This window comes from Synechococcus sp. RS9909, assembly GCF_014279595.1.
Classification (GTDB): Bacteria; Cyanobacteriota; Cyanobacteriia; order PCC-6307; family Cyanobiaceae; genus Synechococcus_C.
In genome coordinates this window covers 1147809-1167396 of sequence record NZ_CP047943.1, presented here as the reverse complement: position 1 = coordinate 1167396, position 19588 = coordinate 1147809, and the positions used below count along the sequence as shown (strand labels likewise).

The window sequence follows — 19588 nt, the reverse complement described above, 5'->3', positions numbered from 1 at the left end:
GCAGCCTCACATGAAACACTAAATTCGTTCTTTTCTTTGTATTCCCTTCTGGCGCAGTTGATCTGGGGTGGTCTGGGCGCGGCGAATTCTTTCGATTCTTGGACATTCTTTGGCCCCCAGGAGGCCACAGGCCCAGGCCCTGAAAGAACACAAAGAATGGCCAAGAAATCACACCCCAAAAATCACTCAGACCGCCTGCAGCGCAGTGGAGGGGAAAGAAAACGATGAATTCAGCCCTGATCTGGTGAGCGTCGGGACCAAAGGCGCTGCGTTGCTCAGGCCGTGGGATGGCAGCAAAGAATCGAAAGCATGCAGGGCAGATCGCACGCCGCAGACCCGGCCAGATCGGTTGCAGTGCAGGGGAGTGCAAAGAATTCAAAGAAGCACCCCCTACAGATCGAACTCACGCGACAGCCACTCCGCGCCTGCATCGCTGAGGCCGTAGCGCAGGTAGTAGCTCTGGCCGCTGGTGCCCACACGGGTGGCCATGACCAGGCCGTCCAGGTTGCTGAGGAAACGGCCGAGGGCGTTGTAGATGCTCAGCGCCTCTCCCTCCAGATCCCGTTTCAGGCGCGCTTCTGCAGGCGCCGCGCCGATCGCCTGCACCAGCTCCAGCAGTCCAACACCAGCCAGTCCATTGGTATGCAGGGCCTGGAGATAACGCAGCGCCTGCTTCTGCTTCTCGCTGGCCTTACGCACCCGCTGGGCGGCGCGATCCAAATCGCTCTCCTGCTCCTGCTGCTCCTGCAGCGCGTCGTAGGTGCCGAGTCGCGCGAACGAGCCGGTGTTGCCGTCGATGGACACCACCAGATCCGCTGGCGGGCCAGAGCGGGCCTCACGCACGAGCCGACGCTGGGGTGAATCCTTGATCAGCCGGTTGCCCTTGGCCAGGTAGTGCAGGGTGAGGATTGTGTTGGCCGCACCGGCGATGGCGTTGTGACCCGAGAGGGCCTCGGTGCCGGTGGTGTCGTTGGCCTTGTTGCAGTGGTGGATCAGCAGCATGGTGCCGCCGGCGTCGGTGACCTGGTGCTTGAGGTCGTAGATCAGCGAGCCCATCTCCGGGTCGTTCTCGCCAAAGCAGCAGCTGCGGGTGATCGAGCGCAACGAATCAAGAATCAGCACCGCCCCGCGGTGTTCGGCCAGGCAACTCAGAAGTGCGTCGAGGTTGGCCTCGGTGACCCTGAACCGGCGTGACCACAGCAGCAAGGGGTGATCCCAGATCCCCAGCTGCTGAAGCATCTGGGCGGTATCGCCGTCGCCCTGATCGTCAGTCACAAGGATCACCGGCCGCGGTTCCTCCGGTGCCCCAAAGCCAAGAAAATCCTCGGCGCAGAGCAGGCAGCGGGCGAGAGCATGCACCAGCCGCGTCTTGCCCACCTTGGCCCGCCCTCCAATGATCGTCAGATCGGCGCGAGGGATGCAGAGCGGAATCTCCCACTGCACCGCCGGTGGGGGCATGGCAGCCCGTTCGTCTTCCGTAAGGGGGTGGAAGCGATTGCCGTTGCGCAGATCGAGGGCCTCGAGGGTGAGCTGGCCTATCTCCTGCAGCCGCAAGGCGTTCTTGAGTTGCAGAGCAGCGTGGGCCTCTCGCACGCGGGCACTGCGGCGCAGGCTGTTGCGCTCCCGAGCCACCAGGGAGCGGATGCAGTGTTCCAGGGCGTTAAAGCGTCGATTGAATGGCAGGTGCACCTTTCCCCAGCACACCCGGGTGTCGGGTCTGGGGGAGAAACGCTGCGGGCCAGGCCCGGAACCCTTGGTGCCCCTGGCATTGCTGCTGCGCTCGCCGCCCTTGCCGCCGGGATGGCGACCGCCGGTGTCGCTCTGATGTCGGCGGCTGCCTGTCGCCTGTACCCCAGGGGGCCTGGGGGTATGAGCCGACTCCGGTGGCAACCAGCCGTGTTGACGGGCATGGAACCAGAAGGTGGCAGCGTTGATCTGCTCACCGCCGGAGCTGGCCACCTGGCGGATGTCCCAGCCGCAGCTGGCTGAGGGGCTGTGGGCCTCCATCAGGGCGATCGCCAGCTCGCGGTCGTGGCCGGCCTGCTCGCAGGCCTGGATTAGGCCCCAGAGGAGGTTGCGGTAGTCGGCGTAGGTGTTGCTGCCCGCCACGCGGCGGGGGATGGCCGCCAGGGCGGCGCGGATCTGCTCCAACGGCCGTGGCGGGCCAAAGTCCTCATCGCCCAGCTCAGGCAGCGGAATGCCAGTGCCTGGAACCTCGTAGGGCTGCTGCAGGGGAATCTCTGGTTGCGGTGCGGCATCTGCAACCGGTTCGGCAAACTCATCGGGCAGCAGCGCCAGGGCGATGTCCTCCGGCGCGTAGCGCTGGCCGCTCACGTGCACCAGCTCCACCAGGGCGGTGGGCTGCCCGCCGGCATCGATGTACCAGCAGCCCGGCAGCCGCAACACGCGTGAGGCGTCCTTGCAGTGGGGATCACCGCCGGCGTAGGCGATCAGCTCCGCCTGCAGCGGTGCCCACTCCTGCGGCGGGATCGGTGTGTCGAGTAGCCAGTAGCAGTGGGCCGACTTGCCGCCGCTGAGCACGATCAGCGAGGGCTCCGGCAGCCCCAGCTCCTTCCAGGCATTCAGCTGCCAGGCGATCGGCCGGTCGTCCCACTCCACGAAGAACGCCCTGCAGGCCGTGATCTCGCATTTGCGGTCGCCGCCGTCGTTGATCACCAGGTAGATGCCCCGGCCTTCTCGCTGCCACTGCTCGGCCGCATCAAGGTCAAACGGGCCTTTGCGGGCACCGATCACCGCCTTGGCTGGGTTGGCGCGGTGGGGGAAGGCGCGCAGCCGGGCGCTGGCCTGGTCCTTGCCCAGCAGGGAGAGGAACTGCTCGGCGGCAGTGCGGTTGATACAGGCCTGAGTGGGACTGGTGGCCGCTTCAGCGCTGGCCATCGAGCCCCTGGCGCTGGCGGGGCTTGCTGGCAAGCTGCTCGCGTTCCATGGCCTCGGCCACGATGAGGCGGATCACCGAGGAACGCGAGAGCACACCGCCACGGGTGCGCGCATCCAGCCAGTCCCGCTGCTCAAGCGTGAACTGCACGGAGAGCGGGGTCATCATCGAGGGCATGGGAACCTCGGCATGTCGAATCAGTTTATTCATGCTGGCACAGGCTCGCTAATCTGATTCCATTGACGAATAGGGCATGGTTGACAGCGCGGCGGCGGATCGGGCAGCGGAGAAGGTCCGCAAGCTGGTGGCGATGAGCGCCTCCTCCAGGTGGGGTGAGGCGCTCATCGTCACCAGCGCCTTCCTGGCCTGTCGCCTGATCCGCGCGCACGACCTGCGGGTCAGCGGGCACCCTCCCTCTGCAGCGTCAGCGCCTGGAGTGCCGACGGCAGGGGTGCACCACAGGCAGCCCACAGCCGAACCCCATGGCTTTCGCCGCATCCGCGTCCGCCATCCCGGCCATTGCCGCTGCTGCGGCAAGCCGATCGCCCTCGGGGAGTGGGCGCTCTGGTGCCCTGGCAATGGCTTGCGTCACCCGCTCTGCACTCCCTGAGCCGCTGTTGTGCCGCCGAGATCCAGCAGGCCTTGCGGGCGCTGCTGGCGGGTGAGGCCTTCCTGGCAGATAGGCCCTGGAGTGAGATCTGGTGGGGCCGGATGCGGCTCGATCTGACCAGCGGCTGGCAGCTGGAGATCGCGATCGAGCGCGAACAGCTTGGGGCACTCACGTGGGCTCGATCCCCTGATGGGCGCGACTGGGAGTACGGCTGTCAACGCGATGACTGGACCCTGGGGCCCGACAGCCGCATCGTCGAGCCCGTGGCGTTGCTGGAGCCGGAGCAGCGCCAGCAGCTGGAGCGGTTGCTGCAGCAGGCCATCTGCTGGCCTGCGCCGCTGTTCCGGCCTGATCAAGCCGTTTTCTGTGGCCTGGTGAAGCCTGAAGCTCGGCGCGGCAAGGGCCGGCACTGCCGCCAGCGGGCCAGGCCCCATGGCCGCTGGCATCACGGTGCTGCCGATTCCAATCGGCGCCAGAAGCCTTAGCCTCTCGCTAATGGCCAGATTCGAGTCCTGATGAGCTCTGAGTACCGGTACATCGAGGCCAAGCAGCTCGAGGCCGGCCAGCAGTTCGGCCGGATGCTCAGGCGCTGGCGGGAGCTCAACAACTGGACCCAGTACACGGCCTATAAGTGGGCCAAGGAGGCCGGCTTTGAGGTGATGGCGCCGAGCACCTTGAGCATGTTCGAAAACGGCAAGGCGCCCAAGCCCAGGCCGGAGAGTTTCTTTGCCCTCGCCGAGGTCAACCGCCGGCTGGCCGCCAGGGATTTCAACGGCGTGCGCACCCGGGCCCTCAAGGACCTGATCAGCCAGGCCAAACCCCTGATGGATGACGAGAAGCGGGTGTGGGGGCCGGCGGAGTTCTGGAGCTGCCACCTGGGCCTGCTGCCGGTGCCGAGCGCCTACCAGGCGCCCGTGCTGCCGGCCCAGCCAGAGGTCGATGCCGCAGAAGCGGAAAAGCTGAGCGAGCAGTGGCGCGGCCAGTTGGTGCAGACCGCCAAGCAACACGGTATTGGCGTGATGGAGGCCCTGAGTTCGGCTGCCAAGGCAGCGCCAGCCAAACAGCGGCAGGCCTTCCAGGCGATGCTGGCCGGCTTTGAGCCGTATTCCGCCAAGCAGCTGCAGGGCATGTGGGACGGAGAGGCATGGCTGCCGCAGCGCTGGCTGGAGGAATGGTCCACCAAGACGGGCGCCAACTGAGGCAGGCACGCACACCTCCCGGAGCAGATTCGGAGTACGCCATGTCTTGCGTGGCGCAAGATACAGATTCGGATTAGCGAGCCGCTAATATCCTGGACAAGCGGGCGCCGGTCCCGCAGTGCCTTCGATGACCACCACCCCTTGCGGGCGGATGGAGCCGACGCCAGGTCCCACCGCCGCCTTTGATCTCAACCAGGCCCTGTTGCAGAGCCGCGAGCAGGCCCGCGCCCAGTGGGCCGAGGGCTTGGCCCAGTTCCAGTCCCAGATGGCCGCCATCGCCGACACCTCCATGCAGGAGGTCGTGCAGGCGGCGGCGCCAGCCTTTGCCCTGGGCTTCTCCTTCAGCGCCCAGAAGCTGATCAACGAGGAGCATGAAGTGCTGCGAGTGACCCTGCGGCACCGCGGCGGCGCCGAGGAGTTCAGCGAGGCCCAGGCGCCCCAGGATGGCAGCACGGCCTGGCATGCGCTGACCGCTTCCCTGTTGGCGGGCCTGCTGGGCATTCCAGTGGGCAATTATCCTCGAACTATCGAGCCGGATCAGGTGCGACCGCAGCCACAGCCGTCGCAGCCAGGTGCCCCTGGTGCGAGCGCTTCAAGCGTCGGCACCGCAACCGCCGCACCCTCCCCCTCTGAGGACGACCCTGACGCCGCAGACGACGAGTGGGACACCGGCGCTCCGGATGGGCCGGAAGCCGGCGACTCCGGCCTGGAGCCCCTGACTGCAGACGAGATCGCCACGCTGCACAAGTTCCTCGGGGCGATGCCCCAGGAGGCGCGCAAGCGCTTCACGATCGAGTTCCGCCACCACTTCCAGGTGCCTCGGGAGGTGCGGACGATCAAGGACCGCATCACCCAGCGACGCCACAAGGACTTCATCGACGTGTTCGAGCGCGAACTGGCGGGGGGAACGCCATGAGTGTCTGCCGCCGCGCCTACGCCAGGCCCCAGCCGCGGTCGCAGCACGGCCGTCACACCCTGTGCGTCTGCGTGCACAGCGATGTCTACCGGCAGGTGAAGCAGCTGTCGGCCGAGCACCAGCTGTCTCTTTCCGGTGCCGCCCATCACCTGTTGCGGCTGGGTGCCGGCCTGGAGCCCCTGCTGCCCCTGTCCTCTTCCTCTTCCAACCTGAACAGCAAGTCCCATGGCGATTGAACTCAACGACGGCAGCCGCAGTGCGGCGCCGGTGATCCGTCAACAGCGCCTCGGTGAGGTGGCCTATCTGGCGATCGTGCGCCCGGAGCAGCGCGACCGCTTGCGCAAGAACCTCAGCAGCGGCGCGATGGAGCCGATCCCCAACGGCAGCGACCGCCAGGGCCGGCCCAAGGTCAAGCAGGAAATGGTGGTCCATGCGATCGCCATGCCCGGCACGACGATGGAGGCGCGCATCGGTGATGAGGGCGGGGTCCCGGCACCAGGGGATCGGGTGCGGCTGATCCTCAAGGCCAAGGGTTTTGGCGAGTGGATCGAAGCGCGCCGCCAGCACCGCCGCGGCCGGCTGAACGTGGGGGATGTGCTGGTGCTGGAGACCCGCTGGGCCCAGCAGTACGACCAGGCCGGCAACCCCAAGGGCCCCAAGATCGAAGACCAGGCGGCGGCCGATGCGGTGCCGCGCAACGTCACGATCGGTTTCTACGGGCCGCTGAGCATCCGCGAGGGCACCGATCCCGCCTGGATCGAAGCGGCGGAGCAGGCCTACAAGGCTGATGAAGCCGCCGCCCGCCAGCAGCAGGCGATTCCCCTGGCGGACGGGGAGGACTACGGCGATGAGTTCGCTGATGAGGAGGTGCCGTTCTGATGGCCTACCCCCAACACCCTGGCCGCACGCCGCGGCCCATGGCCCAGCCGCAATTGCCGGCCTTTTGCCGCACACGCCGGCCCATCACCACCACCGTGCGACTGGGCGACCTGCGGCAACTGCAGTGGCTGCTGTGGCTGGTGCTGGCCCTGCAACTGAGCACGGTGCTGCTGGTCCTCTCACCTTCCCAGCCATGAGCAGCACGTCCGCTCTGGTGCCCTACCTGTTCGAGGGGCACCGCATCCGGGTGAGCACCGATCAGCAGGGAGAAGCCTGGATCGTCGTCGCCGATGCCTGCGCTGCGCTGGCGGAGAGCCCGATGGCCTGGGCCATGGCGAACAGGCGAGACGAGGAGGAGCACTGCCTCCATTCAGAAGAGGGCCCCGGCGCCGATGGTTTCACCCTGGCGCTGATCCATGAGGCCACGCTGCTGCGCAGGCTGCTGAACAGCGACAACGCCAGCGCACGGCGGATGCGGCGCTGGCTCACCCATGACCTGTTGCCCTCCCTGCAGCGCCGCCAAGAGGGCAACGGAGAGCTGCCACGACGCAGCATCGAGGCGATCCGCAGGCAGACCGCAGCGGAGGTGCTGCGCGGCGCCGACGAGATCATCCAACTCACCGGGGTGTCCCATGCCGAGGCCCTGCTCAGCGTTCTGGAGGAGATCCAGGCCCACAGCAGTCCCGCCGCGTCTGACCTGAAGCAACGCGTCTCGCAGCGTGCAGCGGTGGTCTGGTTGACGGCTAATCAGGTAGCGGACCGTCTGGAGGGAACGCTCCGCCACACCAACCAGCGGCTCGCTACCGCCGGATTGCAGCAGCGCAACGAGGACGACGACTGGCAGCTCACAGAAGCCGGGCGTGACTGGGGTGTCGCCCTGCCGCTCTGCAGTCGGGTAGAGCGCCGCCAGCAGATCCTCTGGGATCCGGCCGTGGTGGCGTTGCTGCACCAGACCAACTGAAAGGCAACAAACCAATCCAAGACACACACCTGAGACCCAGACCATCAGCCATGACATCCGCAACCGATCGACTGCTGCGGCTCCCGGAGGTGATCCACCGGGTCGGCCTCTCACGCACCACGATCTACAGCCTGATCGCCACAGGCGAGTTCCCCAGGCAAATCGTGATTGGCCCACGGGCGGTGGCCTGGTCCCAGCAGGAGCTGGAGGACTGGATCACCTCCAAGCGTCAGGCCGCCTGCAGCGCTGATGGATGTCCAGCCATCGCTGCGCTCAGCTCTGAGACGGGAGCCAGACCGGCAGCGACGGCCACCTGATCGAGTAGATCGGCCCAGCGCTGCAGCATGTCGGAGCGCTCCTCGAGGTATTCGGCCCAGTCGTAGGCGCGGCTAACGCTGTTGCCATCGGCATGGGCCAGCTGCTTTTCAGTGACCACCCTGGGGATCTTGAGCTGCTCGATGCAGTTGGTCTGCCCGAAGCCCCTGAAGCCATGGGGTGTCTGCCGCCCCTGGAAGCCCATGCGCCGCAAAAGCATCGAGAGGCAGCCATTGCTCATCACCCGAAGCTCGCCGCTGCCGCGGTGGTTGGGGGTGTGAAAGACCAGATCGGTGTGGCCGGTGATCGGCCGCTGCATGTCGAATAGGTGCCGCGCCTGTGATGAGAGCGGCACGATGTGCCGAACACGGGTCTTCATGCGTTCAGCGGGAATGATCCACTGACGACCCTCGGTATCCACTTCGCTCCAACGGGCTTCCCGCAGTTCACTGGGCCGCACCAGGGTGAGCATCATCAGGCGCAGAGCGATGAGGCTGCTGCGCTCGGCCAGTCGTTGACGCTCAAAGCGATCGATCACCTCCAAGAGCTCGGGAAGTTCCACCCAGCTGATGCGGTGGTAGTGGGTGACGCGGGTGGCGGCGATGACCTTGCGGGCTTTGACGGCGGGGTTGTCCTGCCGCAGTTCGAGATCAACGGCGTGCTCAATCACGCGACGGGTGACGTCATTGCAGCGGCGGGCTTGTTCATTGGCACCTCTGGCGAGGATGGGCGCGAGCAGCTGGGTTTCAATGTCGCTGCGGCTGATCGCCTCGATATCCAGTTGACCGAGTGCCGGGATCACGAAGTGATTAAGTTTCTCCCGCATATCTCTGCAATAGCGGGGGCTCCAGCTGGCGCTGTGGTGCTCGAACCAGGCCTGGGCGATCTGGACGAAGGGACGGCTGCTGCTTTCGGCCTGGTTGCGCTGCTGCGTTGGGACCTGGGTGCGCGGATCGATGCCAGCTTTGATCCAGGTGTTCAGCTCCAGGGCCTGCTTGCGGGCATCGGCGAGCCGCACGGCCGGGTAAGGGCCGATGGTGAAGGTGCGGCGTGCTCCCTGCCAGCGGTAGTCCTTGCGCCAGGTCTTGGAGCCGGAGCGCGCCACCCAGAGATAGAGACCGTCACGGTCGTGGTGCTTGGTGCCCGGCCGGTCCGGGTCGGGCCGCAGGGCCTGGATCGCCTTGTCACTGAGCATGGCGGACAGCGCCGAAACGCTGGCGCGGGAGAGGATGTCGGCGGTTTAGCAAGCAGGGTGACGGTATAAGTCCGCACCCGGCTGGCTATACCGCCAAAAATACCGCCATCCGCAGCGGCAGTAACCGGTTTCCCCCGGATCTACCCGGACGAGCCAAAAGGGCAGATCGACTGTGCTGCAGTGGTTTTGGGATTTCTGCGGATCCCTTCGGATCCTGTGAAAACGGAGAGGGTGGGATTCGAACCCACGGAGGCTTGCACCTCGCTGGTTTTCAAGACCAGAGCCATCAACCACTCGACCACCTCTCCCTGCACCTGCCCGGTCCAACCAGGCAGGCGAACAGTTTAAGCGGCGCACTGCCGCCATTCAGCCCTGGGGCTTGGCCAGCGGCAGCAGGCATTTGTCGGAATCGCAACCGGCCGGGCCGGCCTCGCTGAGCTCACCACCGTCATAGCGCTGCAGCGCTTCAAAGAAGTTCTGGCTCACACGCCGCTGGATCACCTCCTCCTGCATCCGCTCATAGGTGGCGGCATCGATCGGCTCGAAGGGCAGGCGGGGGAAAGTGGCGTTGGCATCAAAACGGGCCAACAACGCCGCGGAGATGTAGCCGTCACCGCGCTCGATCGTCTGGTGCAGGGCGTCGGTGAGCGGTTCGATCTCGTGCTCGCGGAACTCGATCGTGGCCGAGGTGTTGTGGGCGGTGTAGTGCGTCTGCACCTGCATGTAGAAATCGAACTGGGCCATCGCCGAAAAGGCGTTGATGTCCACCGCATCAGCTCCGGGCAGGTTGGCCCAGCTCACTTCCGTGGGAATCTCCACCAACCACTCGGTGCAACGGGGATCAAAGGGATCGTCGAGCAGACGGCCCTGCTCGTCCTTGTCCGACTGGGACGGCACCACGGTGTAGCCGTAGTCCATGCAGGCCATCGCCACAGGATCATTCTTGCGGAAGGTGATCCGGCGGATGAAGCGCTGTGCCTTGGGCGGATGCCAGCCCGGCGCGGCACCGGTGAGCAGGCTCTTGGTGCCTGCCGGTTGCACCGTGGTGCAGCGGTTAGGACGACGCAGACCATGGCGATCGCAGTAGTCCCAGACGGTCTCGTTGACGATGCGCTTCCAGCGGCTCAGGTAGGCCGCCTCCTGTTGCTTGAAAGCGTGACCCTCCTCGCTGTCGGGGCGACCGGCCTCCCACCAGCGCAGCCAGGGGGTGCCGAAGGCATGCACAAAGAAATCGAACAGCCCCGTGAAGCTCACCCCCACGATCGGATCCCAGGCGCGGCTCTGGCGGTAACGCTCCACCTCGAAGCGGTGGTTGAGCAGACAGGCCACCGACAGGGCGCCGGCGCGGAAGGCATCGCGCTGGCCCTCCTCGTCACTGGGATCGATCTGGTTGAGATGGATCTCAGCCAGGTTGCAGTGGAAATCAGCCCCGAGGATCTCGCCACAGGGGTTGAGTCCGTAGCGACCCAATCGGTGCTCCAGCTCATCGGCAGCCATCGGACCATGGTTGAGGCTCAACCAGCGTCCGGCCTCCTGGCGGCCCTGATCGCAGTAGATGTCGATGAATTCCTTGCGCAACTCCGGGGTGGTGAGCAGATCGGCATTGGAGCGGGCGATCGCTTCGGGGGCGAACTGAATCGCGCCCTCACCGCTGTGGAACTGCTTGGTGACCGCCTCCAGCAGCACCTCACGACTGGGTCTGGTGTGATACACGCGGGTGTGATTAGCCATCCGCAACGCGTCCCGCTCCGGATCGATGCGCCAATTGCCCTCCGCATCCTGCTGCCAGAGGTTGTCCTTGGCGCCAGCAGCGGCGTGATCATCGGCTGCGAACTGACGCATGCCGGCGCTGCGACGGATGTTGCCCGCCACGATCGTGACCGCCGCTTCGTCGATCAGCAAACAACACTCGACGGAATTGAGGCGACGCCCCACGGCCTTGCCGAGCAGACGGGCGACACGGCCGTAGAGATCCTTCAACTTCACGGGATTGGCCATCCCGCCAAAGCCCTTGAGGGTTTCGCCCACCGGCCGCACATCGGAGAGATCCACCTCCACCTGCACGGTGCGTCCCTCGAAGCGGGCATCGCTGCTCAGCTCGAGCAGCAACTGATAACTGTCGACCCAGCCGCGACGGGTGTCGCCCACCTTGATCGCCACCCGGTCGCCGTTGATGCTGTGGCTGGTGTGCTCCTGACGCTGCCCCGCCGGCGTCAGGCCGATGTCGGTCACCGACACCACCTCGATCGGATTGCGCACCTGCGGCAACCGCTCGATCAGATGGGGCTCGATGATGGCGCCGGTGCCGCAGCCCATCATCGCCAGATCCATCATCAGGCCGAAGGCCTGCCAATCCACCAGGTTGGTGGAGGTGCAGTTGTAGGCACCGGAGAAATTTTCAGGCTGCTCGATCCAGGGCGTGCCGCCGATCCAGAGCCAGCGGCCGGAGGGCAGCGCCTTTTTCTCAGCCTGCATCCGCGCCAGCAACGCCACCTCCTCCGGACTGAGCTGACCGAGCTTCTGAAGGCCACCGAGGTTGCGAGCGCCCACCTCGCTCCAACTCTCCCGACCGGAAGCCGTGCGACGGCTGTAAGTGCGATAGAAGACCGGATTGGCAGCGGGTGCCGTCAGGGGGAAATCACTCGACAAACCGTTGCCGATGCTGATCGCGGTGTCGCTGGAGGTCTCGATGGAGCCGGCCTCCGTTCGGCTGGGGCTGAGGGTCACAGGTGATCGATTAAGCGTTCCCGCACCCTAACGCCACTGGTGGTGGCAGCAAGGGGCGCCACCACCACTAGCAGTGCCAGCGCCGGGTGAGATCAGCTGCCAGCATGCATTGTGTTTCCGGGGTCAACGATGCAGCGGAATCGCCTGAGGCGTCTGCGCTCCCACGTGATCCTGCTCGCCACCACGCTGCTGCTGGTGGTGCAGATGGGGGGCGCCCTGCAGGCAGCGCCGGCCGGCGCTGGTCGCCCCGCCGTGAGCAACCAGCGCCCGGGTGAAGGCCGGCTGATCCCGATTGAGGAGCAACCGTTCTTTCCCGAACTCGAAGCCATCGCTGCGGGCTGGTCGGATGTGGTGCTCGACCAGGTGGTGGGCGACAGCCCCAGGGCGACGCTGCTGAACTTCTATGCGGTCATGGCCGAGGTGGGCCGGCGAGCGGATCGGCTTGGACGTGTGGCGTCCCTGTCCACCACCGATGCCCAGGCCCTGGAACGGCGCGAGCAGATCGACGACACCTCGCTTCTCTTCCAACTCGCGGTGAAAGCGCTGGATGCGTCCGTGTTTCCTGAGAGCGTGCGCAACGACATGGCGGATGAGGCGGCGATTCAGCTCAAACACGTGCTCGATTACGTCTTCACCCACAGCCATCAGCCGATCGTCATTCCCGATGCCGCCGGCATGAAGACGATCAACGACAAACGCACCAAACCCGCCGATGTCTGGCGGATCCCCGGGACTGCGATCACCCTGACCACCGAGGTCAGCAACGACTCCGGGAACTACAACTACCTGTTTTCCGCCAACACCGTGGCGGCGATCTCGGAGATGTATCAGGAAATCCGCGACGTCCCGGTGGTGGATCAACCGTTTGCCACGCCCGAGTTCTACCGGGATTTCGTGCACACCCCGGGCTATCTGGTGCCGCCCGCCTGGTATCTGGCCCTGCCCAGGAACGTGCGCGACCTGATCGAAGTGCCGATCACCGATCAGACCCTGTTCCAGATCGCCTGTGCCGCTCTGGCCATCGTGTTGTATCTCCTCCTTCTCGCCTGGCTCGGCAGCTTCATGCTGCAGACCTACAGAGAGCGGGCCAGCCAGGCACCGGAAGGGGATCCCTGGAACCAGGACCGAATGGCCTGGAGGCGGGTGTTGATCATGCTGCCGATCCTGCCCCTCACCCGCTTCACCGAGGTGTTCATCGACGATGTCGTCAACTTCACCGGCCTGCCCCTGGTGGTGATCACCTATGCCCTCTACGTGATCTGGTATCTCACGGCTGGGGTGTTCATGTTCTTCGTGTTCGAGGCGGTGGGGCGCACCGGCTCGGAGTGGCTGGTGAAGCTGAGGGGTGGCGGCACCCCGCTGCAGCTGCAACGGGTCAGCAATCTGGTGATGCCCCTCTGCCGCGCCATCGGCGGCCTGGTGGCCGTGGTGTTGGTCTACCGCTTGCTGCTGCTTCTCGGACTGCCTTCGAGCACCGTGCTCGCCTTCTCGGCCGTACCCGGTCTGGCCATCGGTCTGGGCGCCTCGAAGCTGCTCGGCAATCTGTTCGCCGGCCTCTCGATTCAGACCGACCGGCCCCTGCGGGTCGGTGAGTTCTGCCGGGTGGGCGACAACCTGGGCTTCGTGACCCGGATCGGTCTGCGCTCGCTCGAACTGGAAACGCTCGAAAGTCGCGTCACCATCCCCAACTCGGTGGTGGATGAGGCAACGATCATCAACTTCTCCCGCCGGGGTTTGCCCGGCAACAGCTCCCCGATGCAGGGGCTGGAACTCCGCCTCGATCTGGAGGGGGAATGGTCACCGTTCCAACTGGAGGAAGTGCTCCACCAGGCCCGCCGCACCCTGGCCGCCTTCGCCGGGCTGGCAGACCCTCTGGTCAGCCTCGAGCGGCCCAGCGAGTCGTCACCGGTGCTGGTGGTGTTTGCAATGGTGGAGCTGCACGGCTGGCCCGCCTACCTGCAGAAGCGCGAGGCCTTGCTGTTGCAACTGGAGGAAGTGGTGGAGCGGGCCCAGCTCTCCGAAATCCCCATCGGGATCGCCTACGGCACCGCCGCCGACCAACTGGCGCGCGTGCCCGAGCTGATGAAAGCCGCCGTGGAGCAGGACCCCCAGCTGCGCTATGGCGCCTGCCGGCTGGAGCGGATTGCCGCCTTCAGCTACGACCACGTGCTCGAGTTCAGCTCCAGCCACACCAACCACGATGCCTTCGAAGACAGCCTCCACGACCTCAACCGGCGTGTGATCAGCACCCTGGAGGCAGAGGGCATCGACATCCCCTTCCCCACCCAGACCCTGATGCTGCACACGAGCTGATGCAACGCACCCCCGAACCGGAGCTGATGGACGACCTCGAGCAGGTCTCCGCCTATGGAGCCGCCGATTTCAGTCGCAGCGATGCGGCCCTGATCGAGGCACTTCAGCAGCTCTGCCTGGCCAACGACCGCAACCTCGGTCCTGACGACCGCCTGCTCGATCTGGGCTGCGGGCCAGGCAACATCAGCGAGCGGCTGGCACGGCAATGGCCCAACACCGACGTGATCGGCGTCGATGCGGCAGCCCGCATGCTCGCGCTTGCGGAGCAACGCCGTCAGCAGGATCAGCCCCGACTGCAGCGACTGCGTTATCAGGCCTGGTCCTTGCAGGATCTCAGCCGCGCTCCGAGCCTGGAGGCCACGGTGATCGTGAGCAACAGCCTCCTGCACCATCTCCACGACCCCCAGGATCTCTGGCGGTTGCATCAACGCCACGGCAGCGCCGGTGCCCTCGTGCTGCACCGGGACCTGCGCCGCCCGAACAGCCCGGAGCAAGCGCTGGCCCTGCGCGAGCGCCATTGTTCCGACGCGCCGGCTGTCCTGCAACAGGACTACCTCAACTCCCTGCACGCCGCTTTCACCGCCGGGGAGGTGCGGGAGCAACTGGTCAACGCCGGACTGCAGACGTTGAAGGTGGTGGAGCTGGAGGATCGCTATCTGGAGGTGCGGGGCAGGCTCGGCTGAGCCGCAGGGCCACCCGAGGCCCCATCGGCTGCCAGGCTGTGCTCAGCACCTGAGGCCCATGACCACGGTTCCCGCCACCAACACCGCCAGCGAGGATCTGGCCCAGGCGGTGGAGCGTCGTCGCAATTTCGCGATCATTTCCCACCCGGATGCGGGGAAAACCACCCTGACCGAGAAACTGCTGCTCTACGGCGGTGCGATCCAGCAGGCCGGTGCGGTGAAAGCGCGCGGGGAGCAGCGCAAGGTGACCTCCGACTGGATGGAACTGGAAAAACAGCGGGGCATCTCGATCACCTCCACGGTGCTGCAGTTCGACTACGGCCCCAACACGATCAACCTGCTCGACACCCCGGGGCACCAGGATTTCTCAGAAGACACCTACCGCACCCTGGCGGCCGCCGACAACGCCGTCATGCTCGAGGACGCCGCCAAGGGGCTCGAACCCCAGACGCGCAAGCTGTTCGAGGTCTGTCGCATGCGCCAGATCCCGATCTTCACCTTCATCAACAAGATGGACCGGCCCGGGCGGGAGCCCCTGGCCCTGCTCGATGAAATCGAAGCCGAACTCGGCCTCACCCCCTGGGCCGTGAACTGGCCGATCGGCAGCGGTGAACAGTTCCGCGGGGTGATCGACCGGCGCAGTCGTGATGTGGTGCTGTTCAGCCGGGCCGAGCGGGGGCGCCAGTCAGAGGAACGCCTGTTGCAGCTCGACGATCCGGAGCTGGCGGAGCTGGTGGAACCGGAGCTGCTGGAGCAGGCGGTGGAGGAAATGGAGCTGCTGGAAGCCGCCGGAGCGGAGCTCGACCTTGAACTGGTGCATGCCGGCGAACTCACACCGGTGTTCTTCGGTTCGGCCATGACCAACTTCGGTGTGAGGCCGTTTCTGGATGCCTTTCTGGAGATGGCACAGAAACCGACGGCCCGCAGTGGGCTGGATGGGCGTGGCCACGATGGCCTGATCGATCCACTGCGCCCGGAATTCAGTGGCTTCGTGTTCAAACTGCAGGCCAACATGGATCCGCGCCATCGCGATCGGGTCGCCTTCGTGCGGGTCTGCAGCGGCCGCTTCGAAAAAGACATGACCGTGCGCCATGCCCGCACCGGCAAAACGATCCGGCTGTCGCGACCCCAGAAGCTGTTCGGACAGGATCGTGCCGTGGTGGACGATGCCTACCCCGGCGACGTGATCGGCCTCAACAACCCGGGAATGTTCGCCATCGGCGACACGCTGTACACCGGCTCAAAGGTGGAATTTGAAGGGATTCCCTGCTTCAGTCCGGAAATCTTCAGCTGGCTGCGCAACCCCAATCCCTCGGCGTTCAAGAACTTCCGCAAAGGCGTCAACGAGCTGCGGGAAGAGGGGGCCGTGCAGATCCTCTACGACACCGATCAGAGCCGCCGAGACCCAATCCTGGCAGCGGTGGGTCAACTGCAGCTGGAGGTGGTGCAGCACCGCCTTGAGCATGAATACGGTGTCGCCACCCGGCTCGAACCAATGGGCTACCAGGTGGCCCGTTGGGTCAGTGGTGGCTGGCCGGCCCTGGAGACGGTGGGTCGGATCTTCAATTGCAAAACCGTGCAGGACGCCTGGTCACGGCCCGTGCTGCTGTTCAAGAACAGCTGGAACCTCAACCAATTGCAGGAGGAGCATCCGGCCCTCGAACTCAGCGCCGTCGCGCCGGTGGTGAGCGGGGTCGAACCGATCAGCCTCTGAACGCCTCGCAGCGCCATGCCGCGCTCGCCAGAATCAGGTCATCGTCCGCTCCGCCATCGTGGACAACATCTGGCTGCATCGCCCCGGCCGGGATGGGGGCATCGATTACATCTGCTTCCGCCATCCCCAGAAGGGGCAGATCGAACTGCTGGAGGGGCACCATCTCCCCCCCCAGATGCCCCTGCTGAAGCGACGACGCTGGATCGGCTGCGATCAGTTGAGCGACTGCCGTCGCGATTTTGAACAACGCCAGGGTTACCGAAATGGTCCACCCCTGTTCTGATGAACCAGTTCGGGGCAAAACCGTCGGCGGCACGATTGGCTCGATACGCTCCTTGTAGAGACCAACGCTCCCATGGCTTCCGGGACTGATTCCGGCTCCGATTCCAGCTCCCAGGATCCCTACGTGCGCCTGAGCATCTCAAGAGATGCCAGTTTTGAGGGCGTTCAGCAAGCCCGAGATCGAGCCCTCGCCGCTGCGGGCGACGATCCCCAGGCACGGGCTCGGGTTGAAGCCGCCTACGACGCCGTGCTGATGGAGCGTCTACGCGAGCGCCAATCAGGCCGCGTCAGTTCAGCGGCAGCCACCGCTTCCCAGCGGGAACAACAAGTGGAGGCAGCCGCGCCGATGGATCGCGGTGTGCCTGGAGCTCTGCTCACCCGCCTGCGCCAGTTCTCCCTGCCCAGCTCCGCCACCCAGGCGGGCAGCTGGATGCCGGACCTGAGCCTGGTGGAAGGGCAGGGGCTGATGGTGCGGGGCCTGGCAGGGGCCGCCGGCCTGGGGCTGCTGCTGTTTGCGGTGGGCAGCGCTGAGCTGGTGTTGTCGATCGGCACCATCGGTGTGTTTCTCAGCCAGATCCGCCGCGGCCGGCGCCCCCTCGCCGCTCTCGGCTGGAGCGTGCTCCTGCTCAGCGTGGGGCTGCTGCTCGGTGCGAGCCTGCTTGCGCTGGTGCCCGGTGCCGCCACGATCGGTTGGCTCAGCCCAGAGCAGATCCAGGCCCTGCCGGCCGCGCTCCTGCTCTGGGCCGGGGCCCTGCTGCTGGCCTGAATCAGGCCGCGATCAGGCGACCGTCTCCAGTTCCTGGATCAGCTGGCGCAGCTCGCCGGCGTCAAGCTGATACACCGCATTGCAGAAGTGGCAGGTGAGCTCGGCGCCGCCATCCTCGGCCAGCATGGTGGTGAGCTCATCGGCCCCGAGCAGCTTCAGAGCCCCGAGGCTGCGGGAGCGGCTGCAAGGGCAATGGAAGTGCACGCTCTGGCTCGGTTCTCCGGCCGGGATCGGCCGGGGATCGAGATCCGGAAATACATCCTGAAGCAGGGCTTCCAGATTGGTCTGACAGGCGTCGAGCCGGGCATTGAAATTCTCGATCTCCCGGCAACGCTCCTCGAGCAGCGCCACCAACGCCGGCTCCTCAGCCGCCTTCGGCAACACCTGCACCAGCAGGCCACCGCTGCACTGCAGGCCGTCGCGGTTGATGCGCTCACCCACGAACACAGCCGATGGGGTCTGCTCGGAATGGAGCAGATACGAAGCCACATCCTCGCCGATTCCGCCGCGCACCAGTTCCACTGTGCTGCTGAACGGCTCCCCCTTGCCCTCATCGCGCACCACATGCAGATAGCCGGTGCCAGCGGCGGCGGCGAAATCAAAGCTGTAATGCCCCTCGCCATCGGCAATGGGATCCAGCTCCAGCTGCGGGTTGCCCACGTAGCCACGCACCGTGCCATCGCGACCGGCATCCACCATCAGACCCTTGAGGGGGCCATCGGACCCCACCCGCAGATTCACCCGCCCGTGGGCCACCTTCATCGAACTGGCGAGCAGCAGACCCGCCCCCATCGCCCGACCAAGCATCACGGTGGTGAGATACGAGAGGCCATGGCGCTCGCGGGCGGTCCGGGTGGCTTCGGTGGTGGTCACGGCCACCAGACGGATGCCTCCAGCCGCGGCGGTGGCCCGAACGAGGCGATCGCTCATGGCGATGCTGCAGCTGGGGGCAATGGTGCCAGAGGGCGCAGCCGGCCGTTGTGGAGCTGCAGGTGGGCCCAGCCCCAATCGGCGAACAGCCCCGGTTCATGGGTCACCACCACCAGCACCCGATCCCGGGCCAGACCGTGGAGCAACGCCAACACCTCCTGCCGCACCGACCAGTCGAGGCCGGCGGTGGGTTCATCGAGCAGGAGCACCTTCGGTTGACGCAGCAACTGCACCGCCAGGGCGAGACGACGCTGCTGCCCACCACTGAGGCGTTCCGGTGCCTGACGTTGATCGATGCCGCGCAGCCCCACCTGGGCCAAGACCCGATCCAGGGCCTCGCCGGCAAGACGGCGATGACCCAACTTGAGCTCCTGCGCCACGGTGAGTCCGAGGAAATGACGCTCGGGGAACTGAAACACCACACCGCAGAGCCAACGTCGCTGCCGCTGGTTCAGGGCGGATTCATTCCAGAGCACCTGGCCCCGGCGCTGCCCACTCAAGCCACTGATCACCTCCAACAGGCTCGTTTTGCCACTGCCACTGGCGCCGGAGATCAAGAGCGGTTGGCCGCCGCACACCTGCAGATCGATGCCCTGAAGCACGGCGCTTTCCGCCGTGGCCGGCCTGTACACCACATCCTTCAGCTCCAGCATGGTGCCCGGCCAGCCCCGCTCTGTGCAGGATTCTGGGCACAGCTTGGTCGATCACCGGTCGGGGCAGCGATGATGGTGAGGTTGCAGCCTGGCCATGCACGTCCGATTCCGCGAAGTGGATCCCTTCAACTGCTGGCTGTGGCTGCGCTTCGCCGATGTGCCCAGCCAGGGCGAGCGCAACTACGTGGATGGCATCTTCGACAGCTGGTATGTGATCGGCCGCCTTGGCGGCTTCAATGCCGAGAACCTCCAGGCGCACGAAGAGGGGGATGAACTCAGCTGGATGGCCTACGACAACGATGAGGCCACCTCGGCGATGCCGGCCTTGATGCACAACATGAGCCAGCTGGAATACCACCAGGACTGGGCCCGTTGCTGGGTCGATCTGGGCACCAGCGATGCCCTTGGCCTCGATGTGCTGATCAACGCCCTGCGCCAGCTCGACAGCGATGTGGTGCAGCTGGAAGAACTGCTCATTGGCGGCGAGAACGAAGACTGGCCGGTGGAAGAGCACCCCGACAGCATCTTCCCCTCGTTCAACTGAGCCCA

At 65.7% G+C, this 19588-nt stretch carries 21 protein-coding genes and 1 tRNA gene; 15 read left to right on the top strand and 7 right to left on the bottom strand.

The window, feature by feature from the left end; all coding sequences use genetic code 11:
• Nucleotides 1-390: 390 nt before the first annotated feature.
• Entirely contained in the window at nt 391-2898 is a 2508-nt protein-coding gene (locus SynRS9909_RS05630) for an AAA family ATPase (RefSeq protein WP_007100011.1), read from the bottom strand.
• A complete protein-coding gene (locus tag SynRS9909_RS05625; RefSeq protein WP_199310386.1) occupies nt 2885-3061 on the bottom strand; it encodes a hypothetical protein in 177 nt (58 codons plus the stop codon). Before SynRS9909_RS05625 ends, SynRS9909_RS05630 begins: the two co-directional genes overlap by 14 nt.
• Nucleotides 3062-3149: 88 nt before the next feature.
• Between SynRS9909_RS05625 and SynRS9909_RS05620 the strand changes: the two genes are divergently transcribed.
• The 9 genes from SynRS9909_RS05620 (at nt 3150) to SynRS9909_RS05580 (ending at nt 7778) form a co-directional block, all read left to right on the top strand.
• Nucleotides 3150-3506 (top strand): hypothetical protein, encoded by a 357-nt coding sequence (locus SynRS9909_RS05620; protein WP_162858280.1) that lies wholly within the window; start codon nt 3150-3152, stop codon nt 3504-3506.
• The gene (locus SynRS9909_RS05615) at nt 3464-3991 is read left to right on the top strand and encodes a hypothetical protein (protein WP_240307698.1); all 528 of its coding nucleotides are present in this window, start codon (nt 3464-3466) and stop codon (nt 3989-3991) included. The genes SynRS9909_RS05620 and SynRS9909_RS05615 overlap by 43 nt, the downstream gene beginning before the upstream one ends.
• A 30-nt stretch (nt 3992-4021) precedes the next feature.
• Nucleotides 4022-4705: a helix-turn-helix transcriptional regulator gene (locus SynRS9909_RS05610; RefSeq protein ID WP_007100015.1), complete on the top strand. Its 684-nt coding sequence runs from the start codon at nt 4022-4024 to the stop codon at nt 4703-4705.
• Between the two features lie 127 nt (nt 4706-4832).
• Entirely contained in the window at nt 4833-5621 is a 789-nt protein-coding gene (locus SynRS9909_RS05605; RefSeq protein ID WP_240307699.1) for a hypothetical protein, read from the top strand.
• Complete coding sequence (locus tag SynRS9909_RS05600; protein ID WP_007100017.1) at nt 5618-5857, top strand: hypothetical protein; 240 nt, start codon at nt 5618-5620, stop codon at nt 5855-5857. The genes SynRS9909_RS05605 and SynRS9909_RS05600 overlap by 4 nt, the downstream gene beginning before the upstream one ends.
• Nucleotides 5847-6500 (top strand): hypothetical protein, encoded by a 654-nt coding sequence (locus SynRS9909_RS05595; protein ID WP_007100018.1) that lies wholly within the window; start codon nt 5847-5849, stop codon nt 6498-6500. The genes SynRS9909_RS05600 and SynRS9909_RS05595 overlap by 11 nt, the downstream gene beginning before the upstream one ends.
• Nucleotides 6500-6697, top strand: coding sequence for a hypothetical protein (locus SynRS9909_RS05590; protein WP_038000699.1), 198 nt, complete (start codon nt 6500-6502; stop codon nt 6695-6697). The genes SynRS9909_RS05595 and SynRS9909_RS05590 overlap by 1 nt, the downstream gene beginning before the upstream one ends.
• Nucleotides 6694-7461: a BRO family protein gene (locus tag SynRS9909_RS05585; protein ID WP_007100020.1), complete on the top strand. Its 768-nt coding sequence runs from the start codon at nt 6694-6696 to the stop codon at nt 7459-7461. Before SynRS9909_RS05590 ends, SynRS9909_RS05585 begins: the two co-directional genes overlap by 4 nt.
• 50 nt (nt 7462-7511) lie before the next feature.
• Nucleotides 7512-7778, top strand: coding sequence for an AlpA family transcriptional regulator (locus SynRS9909_RS05580; RefSeq protein ID WP_038000701.1), 267 nt, complete (start codon nt 7512-7514; stop codon nt 7776-7778).
• On the opposite strand, the gene SynRS9909_RS05575 is transcribed toward SynRS9909_RS05580, so the two are convergent.
• From SynRS9909_RS05575 to nrdJ, 3 genes are all read right to left on the bottom strand, one after another.
• Nucleotides 7691-8971 (bottom strand): integrase arm-type DNA-binding domain-containing protein, encoded by a 1281-nt coding sequence (locus SynRS9909_RS05575; RefSeq protein WP_007100022.1) that lies wholly within the window; start codon nt 8969-8971, stop codon nt 7691-7693. The two genes, SynRS9909_RS05580 and SynRS9909_RS05575, sit on opposite strands and share 88 nt — an antisense overlap.
• A 223-nt stretch (nt 8972-9194) precedes the next feature.
• A tRNA-Ser gene (locus SynRS9909_RS05570) sits at nt 9195-9279 on the bottom strand.
• 58 nt (nt 9280-9337) lie between these two features.
• Nucleotides 9338-11698 (bottom strand): ribonucleoside-triphosphate reductase, adenosylcobalamin-dependent, encoded by a 2361-nt coding sequence (nrdJ, locus tag SynRS9909_RS05565; RefSeq protein WP_007100023.1) that lies wholly within the window; start codon nt 11696-11698, stop codon nt 9338-9340.
• 129 nt (nt 11699-11827) lie between these two features.
• On the opposite strand from nrdJ, the gene SynRS9909_RS05560 reads away from it, so the two are divergent.
• The 5 genes from SynRS9909_RS05560 to SynRS9909_RS05540 all read left to right on the top strand — a co-directional run bounded on the left by SynRS9909_RS05560 (nt 11828) and on the right by SynRS9909_RS05540 (nt 17456).
• On the top strand, nt 11828-14011 hold the full coding sequence (locus tag SynRS9909_RS05560) for a mechanosensitive ion channel domain-containing protein (protein WP_007100024.1): 2184 nt from the start codon (nt 11828-11830) through the stop codon (nt 14009-14011).
• On the top strand, nt 14011-14694 hold the full coding sequence (locus SynRS9909_RS05555) for a class I SAM-dependent methyltransferase (protein WP_007100025.1): 684 nt from the start codon (nt 14011-14013) through the stop codon (nt 14692-14694). Before SynRS9909_RS05560 ends, SynRS9909_RS05555 begins: the two co-directional genes overlap by 1 nt.
• A gap of 58 nt (nt 14695-14752) precedes the next feature.
• Nucleotides 14753-16408 carry a peptide chain release factor 3 gene (locus SynRS9909_RS05550; RefSeq protein WP_007100026.1) on the top strand — a complete coding sequence of 552 codons (1656 nt, stop codon included), beginning with the start codon at nt 14753-14755 and terminating at the stop codon, nt 16406-16408.
• A gap of 58 nt (nt 16409-16466) precedes the next feature.
• Entirely contained in the window at nt 16467-16691 is a 225-nt protein-coding gene (locus tag SynRS9909_RS05545; protein ID WP_007100027.1) for a hypothetical protein, read from the top strand.
• 72 nt (nt 16692-16763) lie between these two features.
• A complete protein-coding gene (locus SynRS9909_RS05540; RefSeq protein ID WP_007100028.1) occupies nt 16764-17456 on the top strand; it encodes a CPP1-like family protein in 693 nt (230 codons plus the stop codon).
• A 12-nt stretch (nt 17457-17468) separates the two neighbouring features.
• On the opposite strand, the gene hslO is transcribed toward SynRS9909_RS05540, so the two are convergent.
• On the bottom strand, nt 17469-18386 hold the full coding sequence (gene hslO / locus SynRS9909_RS05535) for an Hsp33 family molecular chaperone HslO (protein WP_007100029.1): 918 nt from the start codon (nt 18384-18386) through the stop codon (nt 17469-17471).
• Nucleotides 18383-19039 carry an ABC transporter ATP-binding protein gene (locus tag SynRS9909_RS05530; RefSeq protein ID WP_007100030.1) on the bottom strand — a complete coding sequence of 219 codons (657 nt, stop codon included), beginning with the start codon at nt 19037-19039 and terminating at the stop codon, nt 18383-18385. The genes hslO and SynRS9909_RS05530 overlap by 4 nt, the downstream gene beginning before the upstream one ends.
• Before the next feature lie 94 nt (nt 19040-19133).
• On the opposite strand from SynRS9909_RS05530, the gene SynRS9909_RS05525 reads away from it, so the two are divergent.
• The gene (locus tag SynRS9909_RS05525; RefSeq protein WP_007100031.1) at nt 19134-19583 is read left to right on the top strand and encodes a DUF3531 family protein; all 450 of its coding nucleotides are present in this window, start codon (nt 19134-19136) and stop codon (nt 19581-19583) included.
• The last annotated feature ends 5 nt before the right edge of the window (nt 19584-19588 follow it).